This is a genomic window from Filomicrobium sp. (assembly GCF_025698805.1).
Lineage (GTDB): Bacteria > Pseudomonadota > Alphaproteobacteria > Rhizobiales > Hyphomicrobiaceae > Filomicrobium > Filomicrobium insigne.
Window position 1 is genome coordinate 1 of the sequence record NZ_JAILWT010000012.1, and the last position, 14,906, is coordinate 14,906.

Consider the following 14,906-nt stretch of genomic DNA (forward strand, 5'->3'; position numbering starts at 1 on the left):
CGAGTCTTCTCGACCGCACCAAGCTCTCTCCCAAAGAGTATGGTTTTCAATGACTTGGATGCGAAAGTGTCCCACGTCAGACCCATGCGTGGGACACGTTAATCCTCTCGATCGCTGATTTGGCCAGCTTCCAACGCTCCACGCGCCGGGTGTAAACCTCACTCGTTTTCGCTTCCGAATGGCCCAAGATGGCCATGATCTCATACTGGCTGCAGCCCAGCTCCGCGAGGAGTTCTGCAAGCCCCTTGCGGACGCCGTGAGCGGAGAGATGAGGCAGCCCGGCATCCTTGCACCAGCGCTTGAACATCGCCGACATGCTGTCTCCGCTGGCAAAGGGCTTTCCACCCCGACCAAGCACATATGTCGTGCCCTGCACCTTCATTGCGCGCGTGGCATCTTTCAATGGCGCCAGCAGGGGAATCGATACCTCGGTCGAGCCTTTCTTGAGAGGCGTCCAGCGTAGCGCTTCAATGCCCTCGATCCGGCACTCATGCTCGCGGCCCAGCACCGTCAGGTCTTCAATACGGCAACCGGTCCAGAGCAGGACGGACAGCGCCACATGTGCCTTGGAGCCGGGGAGATGCACTTTCAGGAAGTTTCGAACGTCAGCCGCTTTCCAAGGCTTCGCGCCATCACCCTTGCGGTAGATCGGCTTGATGCCGCGCGCTGGGTTCTGTTGCAGGTATCTGCGTTCAATCGCCCAATCGAACATCACGGCCACTGCTTCGATGAATGCATCTGCCTGGGCCGGTGTTGCGCCCATGCCGTCCTGCATCTCGATAAGCTTCTCGTGGGGGATGAGCATTTTCCGGTCAGGATGCTTGAGGAGGCGGGACAGAAGATTGCGTTTCTTCTTCAAGGTCTTCGGGCTGGTTGTTCCAGCTTTGACGCGCTGCTCGAGGTATTCGAAGTACGAGTTGACGAGCCATGCGATTGACCTGGGCTTTGCATAGTCCGATGCGGCCTTAAGCGGTTCTGGCTTCTCGCCACGGCGCGCAGCGAGGTACTGACGCTGAAAGTCAGGATCTTCCGGGCCGCAATAGATGCGAATGCGCCGGGATTTCTCCCCCTCCGGTCTGACGCGATAGCGCGAATTTCCGGAGGGCAGAGGTTCGATCAGCAAACCTGGGTAATGCACCTTCATGGGCGACTTCACCAATCCTCAAGGCCGCCGTCTTTGTCTGATTGTCCGGCGGCCATTGCCTCATCAACGCTGCCATCGTTCTTTGTCGACCGGTGTTCATCAACGCCACCGCAATGGATTTCGACCTTTCCACCTGTAACGCACACCCTTTCCACGCTCAGGCCGCTCTCTTGCATGGCGCTGAGCGCGGCCTTGATCGCATTCGCGCTGGCTCTGATGCGGGTAGTGCGTTTGGCGGGGTCTGCGTGGTGCATGTTCATCTCGCCCTCGCATTCACAATGATCTTGATGGCTGCCTCGGTCTCGCCAGTGACGGTGTATAGCGCGTGGGCGATCCTCAAAGGGTCGATCCCTTGCGAGTCCCAGAACGCCTTTTCGTTCATGTCGTGCTGTTCGCGATGCTCGCTGGGCGTCATGGGGACGGTCCAGCAATCGTCCGGCTTCTGACCCTTGCCGGTTCTCTTCTTCCGGTACATTGGGTCGCCGTAGCGTATATGGCAGGCCTCGCACCGGCCGATCTCGCCAGAGATCACGCTTGGCAAGGTTCTGATCCAAGCTAGGTGGCGCTCGTCCTTGATACGGGCCGTGGCCTTGCTCGACGGATCGAGTGCGAAGGCGGTCGGGGCTTTGACGATCTCGAAGGCCATCAGTTGCCCTCCGATTGCAGAGCGATCTCGATCAAGCGCCGGATGGCTTCGGAGCGGGTAGGAACCCGGTTCTCAAATCTCCAGTCGTCAATCGCTTGCAGTTCGTCGTCGGTGAGCATGATCGGGACGCGGTGTTCGCGTGGAACCTTGGCCATCACCGCGTCCTCCGTTGATGCTCCGCGATCTCCGCTTCAACCAGACGGGCCAGTTCGAGGCACATCACGTCGAGGCGAAGCTCATCGGTGCGCAGGTCGAGCGTCTTTCTGGCAATTGCCCGAGCGCCACGGCTGCCCTTCGGAAATGAGCGCGCAACCTCGGCGAGGGTGTCGGCTGAGATGGTCATGCCGCCAGATCCTTCTCCTCGCACCCGACAACGCCGGCAATCGTCGCCCGACAGTCATCAAGCTCGATTTCATTCCGGCAGCAGGCGCGGGCGTAATTGGTGATCGACTTCGCCTTGGCCCGCACATCGTCGCTCAGGCCTTCGACAAAGAGCCCCTTGGACTGATTGACGACGACAACCTCATCCTCCCCGATGGCGCCGATGATCGCTTTGGCAAACGTCTTGAGCCAATCCGGATCGACAGAAGCCGGCTCGCTTTCGCTCTCTCCCATGTCTTGCGAGCCGGCCTCGTCCGCCGTGGCGGGTGAATTGTCGGCAGCGGAGCGATCTGAGTTTGTGGCGACGAGCGCCCCGATGCCGTCACCGGTGGGGCTTTCTGCCGGTGAACTGTGTTCGGTGTCATCATCTTCCCCGACATCGGCGGCTTCTGCCCCGAGCGTTTCAGGGTCGATGTCGAGTTTCTCCCGGAGTAAGCACATCGCGTCCTCGAAGAACTGGCTATACCCAGGCTCTTCCATGCCTGCGGTGCTCTTCACCTCGACGCGAAGATGCCCGTCGATGGTCGAGAAACCCTCGACCATATCCAATTCCCATTTGATGGCCCGATGCAGCTCTTCTGACGTGCGCTGCTTGACTGCGCAGGTGTCGACCACACGCGTGAGGATCGACCAGTATTTCCGTTCCAGCTTGCGGTTCTTCTCCTGCGTGATGCGGGCGCTGACGGTGGAGCCGTTGCGGTATGTTGCAAGCCGCTCAGCATCCCATGCCGATGCGGGGACAAGACGTCCTTTGTCGAGGATCAAGCGAAGTGGCGGCGCTTCGGATTTAGGCATTGCCACCTCCGATACGCTTGAGGTGGCGCTTGCGGACGATAGTCGCGAGCTTCTGAGCGTCTTCGTTGCCCTCGAACCGAGCAAGAGGATCGGCGTCGCTCCACACTTCTTCGAGCGTGGCTTCATCCATGCAGACGGCAAGGTCTTCATCCAGCTTGTGAAGAAAGTCACCGTCATCGAGGAATTCGCCCTCGACATCGCCATCAGCGTCAATGCCGTCGGCTACCGGATCTTCGGTGATCTCGCCGGTCTCTGCATCGATGGTCTCAGCTCGCGCAATCTGGTGCGTCGGCGGGACTGGCGGCTTGGGCGGGGCTGGTGGCGTCACATCGCGCATCTCTGCGATCTTCGCGCCTTCGTCCTCGTCATAGATGCCGGAGAAGCCGAACGCATAACGCGCCGCTTGGATCACTGCCTTGTGGCGAAGCATGCGGTGCTTCATCTTCCACGGGTCAGTGTTGCGGATGCATTCGGACAGGTATTCTGTCACCGTTGTCGGACGACCGCGATCCTTCCGGTACATACGGCATGTGCAAGAGACCGGGTTGCCGGCGTCATCGTCCTGAAACTCGATCTCGAAGCCATCGCAGGCCGGATGCGAGTTCACGAGATTGAGCCACCCGTCGATGCTGACCACGGGAACGATACCGCCGCCCTTCGCCGGGAAGGCATAGATTTCCTTCGTCAGCGGGTTCAGGTCGTATTCCTTGGCGACCATCATCAGCGCGGCGAACTGCTCGTTCGTGTGCTGCTGGGGCATGACAGTTGAGCGAACCGTAGCCTCGAACGCCTTCGGGTCCATATTGAACTTTGAGGCCATGGTAGCGATGAGAGACGGCCGTGCCGCCTCGGTCTTCGTAACGGCGTTCATGGTCAAACAGCCTTCTCGATTTCAACGATCTTCATGCCTGGCAAGTCAAAACCGGACTTGGCGGCGCGGTTCGCCAGCGACTGCAACAAGTCGGTGATTTCCGACCGGTCCCGAACCGCTTGATAGAACGTGTCCTGATCAACGATCTCGCCACGCTTCTCGACGCGGATGGACACACGCGCACCTGTTCGACCTGCACTGGCCTTGGGCGCTTCCGTAGCCTTCTCGGCGTCCTGTGCGGCTTTGAGCGCGATCGCTTTCGCTTCCTCGTTCTGGGCCTTCATTGCCTCTTGGCGCTTCCTCTCGGCCTCTTCGCGGGCCTTTCGGGCTTCTTCGTCGCGCTTGCGTTTCTCAGCGATCAGGAATGGCTCGACATGGCGCTTCGCCTTGGTGGCCCATTCCTTTGCCTCTGCCTCAACCGGCTTGAACTCGCCGTCGATCTCACGGCATTTGGCGAGGTGCGGGGCCTTGACGGTTTCGCGCAGCGAGTTGATGCGTTTGGCAAGGTCTGAGCATCTCTTTGCCCAGATGCCGCACCGGTCTGCGTCGGCCTGTGTCTCCACTGGCTTGCGCATGAAGTCGGTTAACTGCTCGACTTCACCAGCTAGCTCGAGCTTCAGGGCTTTAAATGGATCAGACGCGCCGCTGTTGTCACCGATAGGCGGTGCCGGCGGCTCGTCATCGAAGCCTTCGCCTGCGTCTGCTTTGACATAGGCCTCGTAGCTGATCGGGTTGCGGCAGGACCAAAGGAACAGATCGACCAGATCCTCGACCTGCCGACCGTTGCGGAACCCAACAACGACGCCATTCTCGTCCGGATAAATCCCGACAGGCTCCCAAGGGCCATTCTTGCGGCGGGTGCGGTAGTATCCGAGCTGATACTCGCCGGGATGGATCGGCAGTTCTTCCGTTCCAATCTTGGACGGATCGGCGAGGGCACCTTGCCACCAGCCCCAGCGTTCGATGATTGCGACCTGGGCGACTTCGCCCGCGTTCATGACGGTATCCATGGGGATTTCCTATGCTGGCGTTTCAAAGAACCCGACGAGCACTGCGCTGATGACGATCAGAGCCAGAGCGCGGGCCGTGGGGTGTTCGGGGAATGGAAGGAGGGCGAGAAAGGTCACGGGGCGGCCTCGTCTGACTGGGGACCGGCGCCGGCCAGAAATATGAGGTCGAGGACCAGCTCGCCCGCTGGGGTCAGGCGATAAATCCAAGAGCGACTTTCGCCTTTGACCGGTCTGTTGAATTCAACCAGCCCACGGCGCTGCAAAGCTCGCGCTGACGCGTAGAACATGTGGTAGTCGTTGCCTTGCCAGGTATCATTCTTGATGGCGTCCAAGGCGCGAACCTGCGCGTGGCTAAGCTGCATCGCAAAGGCTGTGCTGGTGGTGAAGCTCTGAAAGGCTTGCTGCCAATTTGTCGACAATTCGCTCATGCCACGTTCCTCCGGTTCCGCGCGTGTCTCCGGTTCAGCATGTTGAGGTGTATGGTGATGCGCAGGTCCGCCACCTCGTCAGAGACGATCTCGTCAAGCTGTTCATCGGTCAGGAAGTTCTCGGCCCCAACCCGGCGGACGCGGCGCGCGATGGCCTTTTCGAGGCGCGCGTATCCAAGGTCCTGCATGAACTCGATCTTTCTTTCGCGGGTGGCTTTCATGCTGCGCTCCCCTTCGGTTCGGTCAGATCCAGATACTCACGCACCAGCTCGCGGCGGTGATCGTGGTCCGGGTCAAATTTAAGGGCCTGTTCGATCTCGCGGAGCCGCTGGTCGACATTGACGAACTCATCGCCAAGGGACGCGGCTGCGCGGGTGATGTGGAGGGCTTCGGCGTCCATCAGAGCGCCCTCACATACCGGCCCTCAGGGTCGTTCCCGCCGAGACCGCGATAGGTGAAGCCCTCGTCGGAAACCGCGAGCGCCTGCAAGGCCTCATCGTTCTCGGCTGCGTTCGCAATCTCGGCGGCAATGGATTTCGTCAGAGCGGAGCCGTGGAACAGGTTCTTTCCGCCCACGTAGACGGCATCCACCGACACCATAGGGACGCCCGCATCCAGTTCGACGGAAAGCTCAACCTCGCATTCCAGGTCGTAGACGACGCCAATTCCAAGCTTCTCGTCATGGATCGTATGGCAGAAGTCGTATCGGCTCATCGTTCTCTTCCTCTCCATTGTGTCCGGCAGATCGGCGCGGGGGCGCTTCTTCGTGTTGGAATGCTGATAACGTACGAAATGTACGATTAGCGGTCAAGTACGTTTTGTACGATTTTTTTGACACAGGCTGATCGCGCCCGTACAAATGGCCATGCATCGCGATGGCGCGAGCGGCAGGAATTCAGGGGAAATCAATGAACGACGAGACGGAACTCACGCCGGCCGGGCAATGGTATCGAAACCGGGATGAATGGATCAGGCATGTTCTGGGGCGGGATTACCTGACCGCCGATTGTCAACGGGTCGGCATCTTCATCGCCATGCACATGAACAGGCGGGATAACCACACGAAGCACCAGCAGAAGACGATTGCCAAGGATTTGAACCTCAGCATCGAGACAGTGAAGCGATCGGTGAAGAAGCTGCGGGAGGAGGGGTTGATCGATCGAGATCAGGTCATGCGAGGGCGTCGAAACCGGGCCGTGAATCTCTACTGGCTGGTCTTCCCGTGGCAGTCCTAGGTGTCACCAGTGACACTTAGACTGGGTGTCACCAGTGATACCCCTAATAACGGTAGATCATAATAACGGTAGTTTATGATTAGGGTTATAGGGCTCTGGAGAGGGAGTATTATATCTCTAGGGCCCTACTCTCAAACGTAGAAGGGAAGGGCGCTATGAGCGATCAATTCTGGCTCGCCGTGACTGCATTTTTTCTGATGATTTCTTCTGGGACGATCTTATGGGCTGTGCGTGAAGTGTGTCGATACATCCGCCTTCTGCAGTCGATGATTGCGGACGCGCGCAAACTGGGATTGCGAACGCCGCCGTCGAACTGTGATTGAAGGGACACCCAGTCTGGTGACACCTCAAAGGAGACTGTGTGCTCGCCGCCTGATGCGATCTCATGGTCAACCGTCAGATAGGTAACACCGTCCGGGCGGGCATAGGTGAACGGGATTCCTGCCGCCTCGATCCTATCCAACGCGATAGTATGGCTTGAACGGTTGTTAACCGTGCATTTGATCTCGATCACCTGGGGAAGGTCATCTCGACTAATGGGCGACCATGGCTTGCTGCCGCCGTCCACTGGGGACTTGTAAGCGAAGAAGAGGTTGACCGAAATCTGGTCGCGGCGGGTCATATACGCGAGTGCTAGGCCTGCGCCTGTGGATGAATGCGGCTACCGCGCTGATTGCAGTCGACCACTCCATCTCCCCTCCCTATTCGCCGGCTGGTGTTAGCGCCAGATGGAAAACTTCATAGACCACCCAGACGAAGGCTGCGGCGATCACGACGGACATGAAGAGCAGGAGCCAGTTCATCTCCTTCTGCTCTCGGTTTGGCTTCTTGCGACCCACGACGCTTCCTCTATTCGTCTTCCTCGTCCAGATCGTCAATCTCGATCAGGCCGGCCTCGATTCCCCAATCCAGTATGATCGCGTTGACGGCTTCATCCCGGCTCATGTCGTTCACTTTAGCGAATTCGTCAGCCAGATCGGCCACTTCTGAAATCAGGGTGAGCTCACCGGCTTTGACGAGCTTGCCTTGAAGTCGAAATGCAGCCCGCCGCAGCAGTGCCTGGATCTCCATGGGTGTGAAATCATGCAGCGTCTTCGCGGCCTTGAGGAGTTCTTCGGCGAGCTTGTCAGTCATGGCTCCCATCTTCCTCTCGAATGCGCATCCACTCTTTTGGTGTCAGCGCCGCCTTGAGTACAGTATCAACCACCGGAAGGAAGCTCTCCCAAATTGGACGTCCTTCGATCATTGAGTTTTCTGACATGCCTACTGATGCGCATAGGGCGCGGGCGGCACGTTCACGGGGAGGGTATCGCTCGTTCATCGCGTCGCTGCCAATGAGTGCTGTGGCATTTTGTCGGGACGCCTGTCAGAGGCATGGCTGCAAGCTTCCTCCGCCTGTTGCCGCCTCCCACTAATCAAAGCGGCCCTTAGTGACAGTGCACGCGACCACCGTTGCTGTTGTCAGCGTGGCAGCATTGTCCAGGTGGTGAGCTTTTGCGGCATCCACCTCCATGGGCATTTGCAGCGCTTGTCATGGCTATCAGTGCCAGGGCGACAATTGTGATTGTCCTCTTCATGGTTTCCCCTCCCTTAAACGTCCGTGATAATCCTCCGGACCCTGCCAAAAACGTATAGATCGCCATTCACCGGGATCGACGTGTGATCAGGGTTTGTGGAGTATGGTTGCAGACGCTCTGGGTTGCGTCGATAGCGTTTGAACGTAGCTGCCCCGTTCCCGTGCGAGAAGATGTAATAGCGTCCATCAATGAGGCGGTCGTCGGCGCGGTTCACGAGGACGATTGCGCCGTCAGGGGCCACTCTGTCCATGGAGTCGCCTTCGACGGTCAGGGCAATCCATTCACCTTTGGGCATGTCAGCAACGCGCACCCATCGCTCGATGTCGTCGGTCGTGATGGCTGTTTGCTCGCGCAGGTGGCCGGCGCTGACCATCGATAGGAGGGGCACATCCATATCGCTCCGGTCTTCTTCGGCTTCTTCGTCAAACAGGATCCATCCAGCGCGTGTCCCAAACAGGCGGGCATACTTTTCAGCGGCCTTCCGAGATATCGGACGATTGCCGTTTAGGTTGCTGGTTAAAGTGTTCTGATTGATCTCGCGAAATGCGCGCGCGGCCTCGGCGGGCGTATTGTAGCCCGCGTCGATCATGGCTTGGCGCAATCTGTCCTTCGGTTCTTCCATTCGTACAGAATGGCCGAAATTCATCGTCCAAGGTGTACGATTGTATCTTGATTTGCTATCGTACGTATTGTACGAATTTGACATGGCACAGGAACCTACATCCATTTCGGCCCTCATTGATGAGTGGAAAACGATCGCTGAATTCGCGACCGAAGTTGGTTGCGGATACGAGGCTGCAAGGCAGATGCGGAAGCGCGAGAGCATCGCGCCAAGGCATTGGGCCGCTGTCATCGAGGCAAGCTCGAAACAAGGCATTGAGGGCGTGACGTATGAGTGGCTGGCGCGCGCCTGGGCCTCGGCGGAGGTCGCCGCATGAGCGACCTCCAGCCCACCATGCTCAAACTCCGAGCTTTTGCTGAATGGATCGAAGCACAAGGCGGCAGTGTCGATGCCCCCACCAGCGAGTGGGAAGTTCTCCGCTACCGTCTCACCGGCAAGTCGCCCCTGATCATCTACCGCAACAAGAAGGGGAAGCTGACGGTCTCCGACGAAACGAGGGCGGATTACCGCCAGTTCCTCGATGAGACCGGGGCAGGGGGCGAACAGGCCATCCAGAAGATGCGCCGGCAGAACGGCGCGGCTCTGCGCAATTCGATCATCGACCGGCTGGAGCGGGAAACTGGCTACGCTTGCTGCTGCTACTGCGGGCAATTCGTCACGCGTGAAAGCTCGACTCTCGAGCATTTCGTTCCGATCTCGAAGGGCGGGCCGAACCACGAGTTCAACCTCGGCATCGCCTGCGAGCCCTGCAACCTGGCAGTCGGAAGCAAGCCCGTTGTCGAGAAGCTGGTTGTTCGTGATCAGATCCGTGCTGCGGTTCAAGATATCGCTCCTTGGGATGATTTCGACGCGCGCACCATCATGGGAGCCGCCGCATGACCTCCCACCAGACACAAGAACGCCGCGCTTCTCTCCTCCCCAGCGCGGCTACAGCCGAGGGGGCTACCCGGTCCCCCCAAGAGGCCCCCTCGGCACTCGTTCGCGAAGAGACGGAATTCCCCGGCCCGCACTCTCCCACGGTATCCGGCGGCATACCGGGCACACCAAGCAGCGATGCTCTGCGGGCGCAAAAATCTGGCGGGACCGGAATCCCCGACAGAGGCCGGGACGCCGAAGGCGTTACCCATCACCGCAAATCGCTGCGCGCCGCCAACGAATTCACTGACTCTTCGGCACCCATTCGCAAAGGCTGGACCGAGGAAGATGATCGCCTGATGCGCGAGATGGCGATGGACGGTCGGTCTGCAACGGATGTGGGGGAGGCCCTTGGCCGGTCGCGCAATGCCGTCCTTGGTCGCGCCACCCGTACCGGCGTCAAGTTCTCCGCCACTGGCGGTCCGCGCAAGAGAATGCGCCCGGTGAAGGTGCAGCCGGAACGCCAAGCCAAACCGAAGAGCACTGCAAAGCCGGCCCCGCGCGTCTTCTCGCATGACGTTGATTTCCTGATCGCGGATTGGAAGGCAAAGCATGGCGAGCCTCGCAGGTTCGAGAGAGGCGACAATACGGACTACCTCTCGATCAAGGCCTACTTGGAGGAATGGGGCTATCGCCTGAATTTCCAGAGGGCCAAGTACAGCATCAGCAACGGGCGCGGACGCCCAAAGGTCGTTGCATGGCGGCAGGTGCTGGAACTGGTCGACGAGTTCCGGACCGCCGAGGGGCTGGCGCCGATCCTTGCGGAGGCGTCATGACCCGGCATTTGAACTTAAAATTCACAGTGGCCGATACCGACCAGATGCTTGCAGCTGCACGGCGCGGTCAGACGCCAACCCAGATCGCGAGAACTGTCCGTTGCGTGACGGGCAAGCCCTGCGCTCCCCATGAGGTTGAGCGCGTTCTGGGCAATGCCGGTGTTTCGTTCGCGGAGCAGTCCGCATGACGATCCTCGCCATCTCCCTCTATCTCCTAGGCGTGATTGGCGCGGTGGCCTCTGTAGGCCGGGACGCCTATGGGCGGAATGTGCCCACGGGCCTCCGTGAATGGGCAGTTTGCGTTGTCTGGCCTCTGGCAGTTGTAGCCGCCATTGCCATGAGCCCGTTTCAGCGGGGGCGCAAATGACCCCCGCCAATCTTCAAAGAGCTCAAGCTGCACAGACTGAGGTTGCTGCTTCTGGCTGTGCATTCTGGGTTCCTTTCCTTCCTTTTCCGATCAAACCGTTTGGCTGTGCGGCCTCAACGGACGTGACCAATCTAGGCGGAAAGGAAGGGTCATGTCCGAACCAAGACGGTGCGAATCCGCACCGAAACGGGGTGAAACCATGAGTACGAGTGTTGCTGCGTATGAAGCGTTCGAACTCCTGAACGCTGGCACGAAAGATGTTTGGCGCGGTTGGGGCGATACCCAGACTGCGGCACGCGACAGGGCTGCCGAAGAAGCCGGGATCACACCGGCGCAGGCAGAGAGGCTTTGGAAGCACTGGAAGACGATGAAGTCGGTCAACGGCGATGTCTACCGGTGCCTCCGTAACCGATACGGGCACCTTTGCTCGTGGCTCGAAAACAAAGCCGACGCGATGGAGCGCCAGGCGCAGGCAATCGAGGAAATCAATGCGACTGATCACAGCCCTCTGCCGGCTCTGCAAGGCATGGCGCAGGCGCAGCAGTGCGCGGAAGACAGCGAGGAGAAACTGACATGAGCAAGTCGAAGAAGACCGAGCCCGCCACTGTGGGCCACAACTCCGAACGCGAGCAGTTTGAGGAACAGCAGTTCCTCAATGCCTACCGGCAGATCAAGGAGCACGACTCCGACATGGCCGGCATCAAAGGGGAAATGTCGGGTGTCTATGACCGGATCAAGAACCTGGGTTTCACGAAGGCCGACGTGAAGTGGGCGAAGGAACTCGAAGACAAGGACGCCGGCGACATCATCGCGACGATGCAGCGGCGCATCCGCATCGCTCGCATGTTCGGCCACGGTCTCGCCCGCCAGTTCGACATGTTCGACGAGGATCGCACTCCCATTGAAGAGCGCGCTTATGAGGAAGGTCTTGCAGCCGGCAAGCTCCGCAAGGATGCGACGAACCCATATGGCGCCGACAGTAAGGCAGGGCAGGAGTGGCAGCGCGGTCTGAATGACGGGCACGCATTCGCCAACAAGGATCTGTCGCACGTCCTGAACGAAGTCGATCCCGAGTTTCCCGACGAAGAGCCTGCGGCCGTCGCCGCCGAGTAGCCGTTGCGTGCCCGGCGCCGGGGCTATCGGCGCATCCCAATCTAGGTCAGAGACGAATGCAACAGCTTGATTTGTTCGCAGAGCCGAAGCCCGCACCGCTGCCGCCTGATCCGTTGATTGCTCGGCTGGTCGATGCGGGTTTGGCCCACAACGAATATCTTCTGGGCCTTAACCGCGCCATTCAGGTCTCGTTCGGCGAGCTTCCTTCGAGGCTCTTCAACTTTCCCATCGAGTTCGTTGAGAGACGGCGGCAGACAGACGGTCAGAGCAAGCTCTGGCTGCGTCATCCTGACTTCGAGGGCTTCCCTGAGCTTGACGCGATTGAGGATGCGACCGGGACACGGCCGGTCTGGCAACCACTCGATGAGTTCGGGCGCAACCGGGATATCGGCCCTTTCTGGCATGCGATCGATCTGCTCACGGATGAGCATTTTCATGGGATGCTCGAAACCCGGAACTTCACCGACAAGAGCGCCGTGCTGAATGGGCTCCGCTTCCACATGGACTACGGCGGTCTCTCGATCAAGAACGCCCGCTGCGTCTTGGCAGAGTTCGAATGCGCGGAGCCGCAAGACCGAAGTGCAGCGTTTCTGCGGAGCGAAAGTGTCAGAGTGACGGAAGCACAGCAGGGCAAGTTTGTCGGCATGTGGTCCCGAAATGAACAATCCGTCTGGGCTGCGATCCACGGGCTGGAAGATGGTCTCTTCAAGCGTGATCGAAATGGCTTTCTCCGGTTCTCACCGGCCTTTCTCGCAGAGAAGGAAGAGAGCCTGAGCAAGATGAGGGCCGCAGCATGACCGAGCATTTCGAACTTACTGCGCCAAAGGCAAAAATTGGTCGGGTCCGCCGCGGGGGTTGGTCATGGGGACCCGCAGAAGGCGCAAAGCTGCGTGTAGGGTCGCTCGGCGGTGGTATCCAGTCCACAACCCTCGCGCTGATGGCTGAGCACGGTGAAGTTGGGCCGAAGCCGGACTATTGGCTCTACGCTCCAGTCGGAGACGCGCAGGCTACACGCGACCATATCCGCTGGCTCGCATCTGGCAACGTGCTGTCGACGCCGATTATCGAACTGGACGAGCCGCAGGTTTCCCTTCGGCAGTCAATTTTAAATCGCGTCAACCAGAATGGAGAGAGGTACGTCTCCATCCCCGCGCATCTCGCAGGGGCATCGAGGGGCATGGATCGGCGGCAATGCACGCGCGAATACAAATCCGAACGCCTCAACGCTAAACAGCGCGAGCTTCTCGGCTACAAGCCGCGCCAGCGCATTCCGGCCGCGTCTTGCGAGGTGTGGATCGGTTATTCGACGGACGAAGTTGTCCGGGCCGGAGCGGCATTTGAGAAGTGGGTGGTTCATCGCTTCCCGCTGCTTGAGGCGCGGATGGACATCAACGACTGCATTGCATGGCTTACGCGCCATGGATACCCGGTGCCACCGCGAAGCAAGTGTACGTTTTGCCCGTATCGAGAGAATTCCGAATGGCGCTGGCTCAAAGAGAATGAGCCGGCAGCATGGGCCGACGCTATCGAGATCGACCGGCTGATCCGAGACACGCCCGGCATGCGCGCGAACCTCTTTCTGCACAAGGACCGCGTCCCGCTCGATCAGGTCGACCTCTCTACGGATGAAGAGCGCGGGCAGGGCATGCTCATGGTCTGCGAATCGGGGTGCGGATTATGACCGAGCGCACCCGATTCTTGATCGTGAACTGGACCATCGCCATTGCGGGCATTCTCATCCTTGGCGCGGCTATGTGGGGAGGGGAGTGATGCGATTGTTCGACTGGCCATTTGGCGACATCAACCCGCATTCCTTCGACCTGATCATGGCAGATCCTGCTTGGACCTTCGAACTGCGTTCGGGGAAGGGCGAGGGGAAGTCGGCGCAGGCGCAATACCGCTGCCAGAGCCTTGATGAGATCAAAGCGCTGCCGGTTCTCGACTTGGCTGCACCGGACGCGCTCCTTTGGCTCTGGGCCACCAATCCAATGCTGCCGCAGGCGCTCGAGGTTCTGAATGCCTGGGGCTTTACCTTCAAGACTGCCGGGGCTTGGGGCAAGACGACGGTCAACGGCAAGCTTGCCTTCGGCACCGGCTACATCTTTCGCAGTGCTCACGAACCCATCCTGATCGGAACGCGGGGTGAGCCGAAGACCACCAAATCCGTCCGATCGCTGATCATGGGGCAGGCTAGAGAGCACTCCCGCAAACCGGAAGAAGCTTACCGGGCTGCCGAGCAGTTGATGCCCCGCGCGCGCCGGATCGAGCTTTTCAGCCGCACCAACCGGCCAGGCTGGACAGTCTGGGGCGATGAGGCAGGCAAATTCGGGGAGGCAGCATAGATGGCACTCATTCTCGGACTGGACATCGCCACTACGACCGGCTGGGCGATTTACGACACCGACAAGACGCCCTCAGCCATCGTCTCAGGATCATTCCGCCTGCAGGGCGCGACACCGTTTGAGCGGGTTCGCTACATGCGCTCGCACCTGCCGCGTCTGATCAAGGAACACCGGCCGAGCTTTGCGGCCATTGAAGCCCCGATGGAGATCGCGCCTCGGTTCACGCGAGCGAAGAAGGACATGCTCGGGGAGCAAGAGCAGGAAACGACGATCAACTCCAAGACCATCGCCGTTCTGAATCGGTATGCCGGCGCGGCCGAGATGGCCGTCATGGGCAACAATATCCCGTGTGTCGAAGTCGCCGCCCGTACTTGGCAGACGATCATCCCGAAGCACATCAAGGGAAAGCCCAAGCAGCGCGCCAAGGCATTCTGCGACATGCACCGGATTGTCTCGCCCAATATGGACAGCAGGGACGCCTGCATCATCGCAATGTGGGCGGCCGGTCACTGTCAGGAGTTGAAGCTGATGCGGCGCACGGGGAGGGCAGCGTGAAGTATTTATACTTTACCGACAACGCGCAGAGCAGATGGGCTTACAAACTCGTCCCATACGATGCCCGGGTATCCATGGACCGGGAACCAGAGCGATCCTGTCCAGTATCCGTGAAATACCTGTTCTTCG

At 59.5% G+C, this 14,906-nt stretch carries 28 protein-coding genes; 12 read left to right on the forward strand and 16 right to left on the reverse strand.

Annotation, left to right across the window (positions count from 1 at the left end):
• Nucleotides 1-76 precede the first annotated feature (76 nt).
• The 12 genes from K5845_RS19565 to K5845_RS19620 all read right to left on the reverse strand — a co-directional run bounded on the left by K5845_RS19565 (nt 77) and on the right by K5845_RS19620 (nt 5,989).
• Entirely contained in the window at nt 77-1,144 is a 1,068-nt protein-coding gene (locus tag K5845_RS19565; RefSeq protein WP_287959729.1) for a tyrosine-type recombinase/integrase, read from the reverse strand.
• A gap of 8 nt (nt 1,145-1,152) precedes the next feature.
• A complete protein-coding gene (locus K5845_RS19570; protein ID WP_287959730.1) occupies nt 1,153-1,404 on the reverse strand; it encodes a hypothetical protein in 252 nt (83 codons plus the stop codon).
• Complete coding sequence (locus K5845_RS19575; RefSeq protein ID WP_287959731.1) at nt 1,401-1,790, reverse strand: DUF968 domain-containing protein; 390 nt, start codon at nt 1,788-1,790, stop codon at nt 1,401-1,403. Before K5845_RS19575 ends, K5845_RS19570 begins: the two co-directional genes overlap by 4 nt.
• Nucleotides 1,790-1,945, reverse strand: a complete 156-nt coding sequence (locus tag K5845_RS19580; protein WP_287959732.1) for a hypothetical protein — start codon at nt 1,943-1,945, stop codon at nt 1,790-1,792. The genes K5845_RS19575 and K5845_RS19580 overlap by 1 nt, the downstream gene beginning before the upstream one ends.
• Nucleotides 1,945-2,133: a hypothetical protein gene (locus K5845_RS19585; RefSeq protein WP_206549241.1), complete on the reverse strand. Its 189-nt coding sequence runs from the start codon at nt 2,131-2,133 to the stop codon at nt 1,945-1,947. Before K5845_RS19585 ends, K5845_RS19580 begins: the two co-directional genes overlap by 1 nt.
• Nucleotides 2,130-2,966 (reverse strand): hypothetical protein, encoded by an 837-nt coding sequence (locus K5845_RS19590; protein WP_287959733.1) that lies wholly within the window; start codon nt 2,964-2,966, stop codon nt 2,130-2,132. The genes K5845_RS19585 and K5845_RS19590 overlap by 4 nt, the downstream gene beginning before the upstream one ends.
• Nucleotides 2,959-3,837: a RecT family recombinase gene (locus K5845_RS19595; protein ID WP_287959734.1), complete on the reverse strand. Its 879-nt coding sequence runs from the start codon at nt 3,835-3,837 to the stop codon at nt 2,959-2,961. The genes K5845_RS19590 and K5845_RS19595 overlap by 8 nt, the downstream gene beginning before the upstream one ends.
• Before the next feature lie 2 nt (nt 3,838-3,839).
• Nucleotides 3,840-4,847, reverse strand: coding sequence for a hypothetical protein (locus K5845_RS19600; RefSeq protein ID WP_287959735.1), 1,008 nt, complete (start codon nt 4,845-4,847; stop codon nt 3,840-3,842).
• Nucleotides 4,848-4,960: 113 nt separating this feature from the next.
• A complete protein-coding gene (locus tag K5845_RS19605; protein ID WP_287959736.1) occupies nt 4,961-5,275 on the reverse strand; it encodes a hypothetical protein in 315 nt (104 codons plus the stop codon).
• On the reverse strand, nt 5,272-5,496 hold the full coding sequence (locus K5845_RS19610) for a hypothetical protein (protein WP_287959737.1): 225 nt from the start codon (nt 5,494-5,496) through the stop codon (nt 5,272-5,274). The genes K5845_RS19605 and K5845_RS19610 overlap by 4 nt, the downstream gene beginning before the upstream one ends.
• Nucleotides 5,493-5,675, reverse strand: coding sequence for a hypothetical protein (locus K5845_RS19615; protein WP_287959738.1), 183 nt, complete (start codon nt 5,673-5,675; stop codon nt 5,493-5,495). The genes K5845_RS19610 and K5845_RS19615 overlap by 4 nt, the downstream gene beginning before the upstream one ends.
• Nucleotides 5,675-5,989 carry a hypothetical protein gene (locus K5845_RS19620; RefSeq protein ID WP_287959739.1) on the reverse strand — a complete coding sequence of 105 codons (315 nt, stop codon included), beginning with the start codon at nt 5,987-5,989 and terminating at the stop codon, nt 5,675-5,677. The genes K5845_RS19615 and K5845_RS19620 overlap by 1 nt, the downstream gene beginning before the upstream one ends.
• 194 nt (nt 5,990-6,183) lie before the next feature.
• Between K5845_RS19620 and K5845_RS19625 the strand changes: the two genes are divergently transcribed.
• Complete coding sequence (locus tag K5845_RS19625) at nt 6,184-6,510, forward strand: helix-turn-helix domain-containing protein (RefSeq protein WP_287959740.1); 327 nt, start codon at nt 6,184-6,186, stop codon at nt 6,508-6,510.
• 163 nt (nt 6,511-6,673) lie between these two features.
• Here K5845_RS19625 and K5845_RS19630 read toward each other — a convergent pair whose 3' ends face one another.
• From K5845_RS19630 to K5845_RS19645, 4 genes are all read right to left on the reverse strand, one after another.
• Nucleotides 6,674-7,132 (reverse strand): hypothetical protein, encoded by a 459-nt coding sequence (locus K5845_RS19630; RefSeq protein ID WP_287959741.1) that lies wholly within the window; start codon nt 7,130-7,132, stop codon nt 6,674-6,676.
• A gap of 79 nt (nt 7,133-7,211) precedes the next feature.
• Complete coding sequence (locus tag K5845_RS19635) at nt 7,212-7,349, reverse strand: hypothetical protein (protein ID WP_287959742.1); 138 nt, start codon at nt 7,347-7,349, stop codon at nt 7,212-7,214.
• A 10-nt stretch (nt 7,350-7,359) separates the two neighbouring features.
• On the reverse strand, nt 7,360-7,644 hold the full coding sequence (locus K5845_RS19640) for a hypothetical protein (RefSeq protein ID WP_287959743.1): 285 nt from the start codon (nt 7,642-7,644) through the stop codon (nt 7,360-7,362).
• Nucleotides 7,645-8,100: 456 nt separating this feature from the next.
• A complete protein-coding gene (locus K5845_RS19645; RefSeq protein ID WP_287959744.1) occupies nt 8,101-8,709 on the reverse strand; it encodes a S24 family peptidase in 609 nt (202 codons plus the stop codon).
• Between the two features lie 82 nt (nt 8,710-8,791).
• Here K5845_RS19645 and K5845_RS19650 point away from each other — a divergent pair, with 82 nt between their 5' ends.
• The 11 genes from K5845_RS19650 to K5845_RS19700 all read left to right on the forward strand — a co-directional run bounded on the left by K5845_RS19650 (nt 8,792) and on the right by K5845_RS19700 (nt 14,777).
• Nucleotides 8,792-9,025, forward strand: coding sequence for a hypothetical protein (locus tag K5845_RS19650; RefSeq protein ID WP_287959745.1), 234 nt, complete (start codon nt 8,792-8,794; stop codon nt 9,023-9,025).
• The gene (locus tag K5845_RS19655; protein WP_287959746.1) at nt 9,022-9,588 is read left to right on the forward strand and encodes an HNH endonuclease; all 567 of its coding nucleotides are present in this window, start codon (nt 9,022-9,024) and stop codon (nt 9,586-9,588) included. Before K5845_RS19650 ends, K5845_RS19655 begins: the two co-directional genes overlap by 4 nt.
• Nucleotides 9,585-10,400, forward strand: a complete 816-nt coding sequence (locus tag K5845_RS19660; RefSeq protein WP_287959747.1) for a GcrA family cell cycle regulator — start codon at nt 9,585-9,587, stop codon at nt 10,398-10,400. Before K5845_RS19655 ends, K5845_RS19660 begins: the two co-directional genes overlap by 4 nt.
• A complete protein-coding gene (locus K5845_RS19665; protein ID WP_287959748.1) occupies nt 10,397-10,588 on the forward strand; it encodes a hypothetical protein in 192 nt (63 codons plus the stop codon). Before K5845_RS19660 ends, K5845_RS19665 begins: the two co-directional genes overlap by 4 nt.
• Nucleotides 10,585-10,767, forward strand: coding sequence for a hypothetical protein (locus tag K5845_RS19670; RefSeq protein ID WP_287959749.1), 183 nt, complete (start codon nt 10,585-10,587; stop codon nt 10,765-10,767). The genes K5845_RS19665 and K5845_RS19670 overlap by 4 nt, the downstream gene beginning before the upstream one ends.
• A gap of 199 nt (nt 10,768-10,966) precedes the next feature.
• A complete protein-coding gene (locus K5845_RS19675; RefSeq protein WP_287959750.1) occupies nt 10,967-11,344 on the forward strand; it encodes a hypothetical protein in 378 nt (125 codons plus the stop codon).
• Entirely contained in the window at nt 11,341-11,880 is a 540-nt protein-coding gene (locus tag K5845_RS19680) for a hypothetical protein (RefSeq protein ID WP_287959751.1), read from the forward strand. The genes K5845_RS19675 and K5845_RS19680 overlap by 4 nt, the downstream gene beginning before the upstream one ends.
• Before the next feature lie 56 nt (nt 11,881-11,936).
• Nucleotides 11,937-12,677 (forward strand): hypothetical protein, encoded by a 741-nt coding sequence (locus tag K5845_RS19685; RefSeq protein WP_287959752.1) that lies wholly within the window; start codon nt 11,937-11,939, stop codon nt 12,675-12,677.
• Entirely contained in the window at nt 12,674-13,561 is an 888-nt protein-coding gene (locus K5845_RS19690; RefSeq protein ID WP_287959753.1) for a hypothetical protein, read from the forward strand. Before K5845_RS19685 ends, K5845_RS19690 begins: the two co-directional genes overlap by 4 nt.
• Nucleotides 13,562-13,649: 88 nt before the next feature.
• Nucleotides 13,650-14,222 (forward strand): MT-A70 family methyltransferase, encoded by a 573-nt coding sequence (locus K5845_RS19695; RefSeq protein WP_287959754.1) that lies wholly within the window; start codon nt 13,650-13,652, stop codon nt 14,220-14,222.
• Nucleotides 14,223-14,777 carry a RuvC family protein gene (locus K5845_RS19700; protein ID WP_287959755.1) on the forward strand — a complete coding sequence of 185 codons (555 nt, stop codon included), beginning with the start codon at nt 14,223-14,225 and terminating at the stop codon, nt 14,775-14,777. It abuts the gene before it with no gap.
• The last annotated feature ends 129 nt before the right edge of the window (nt 14,778-14,906 follow it).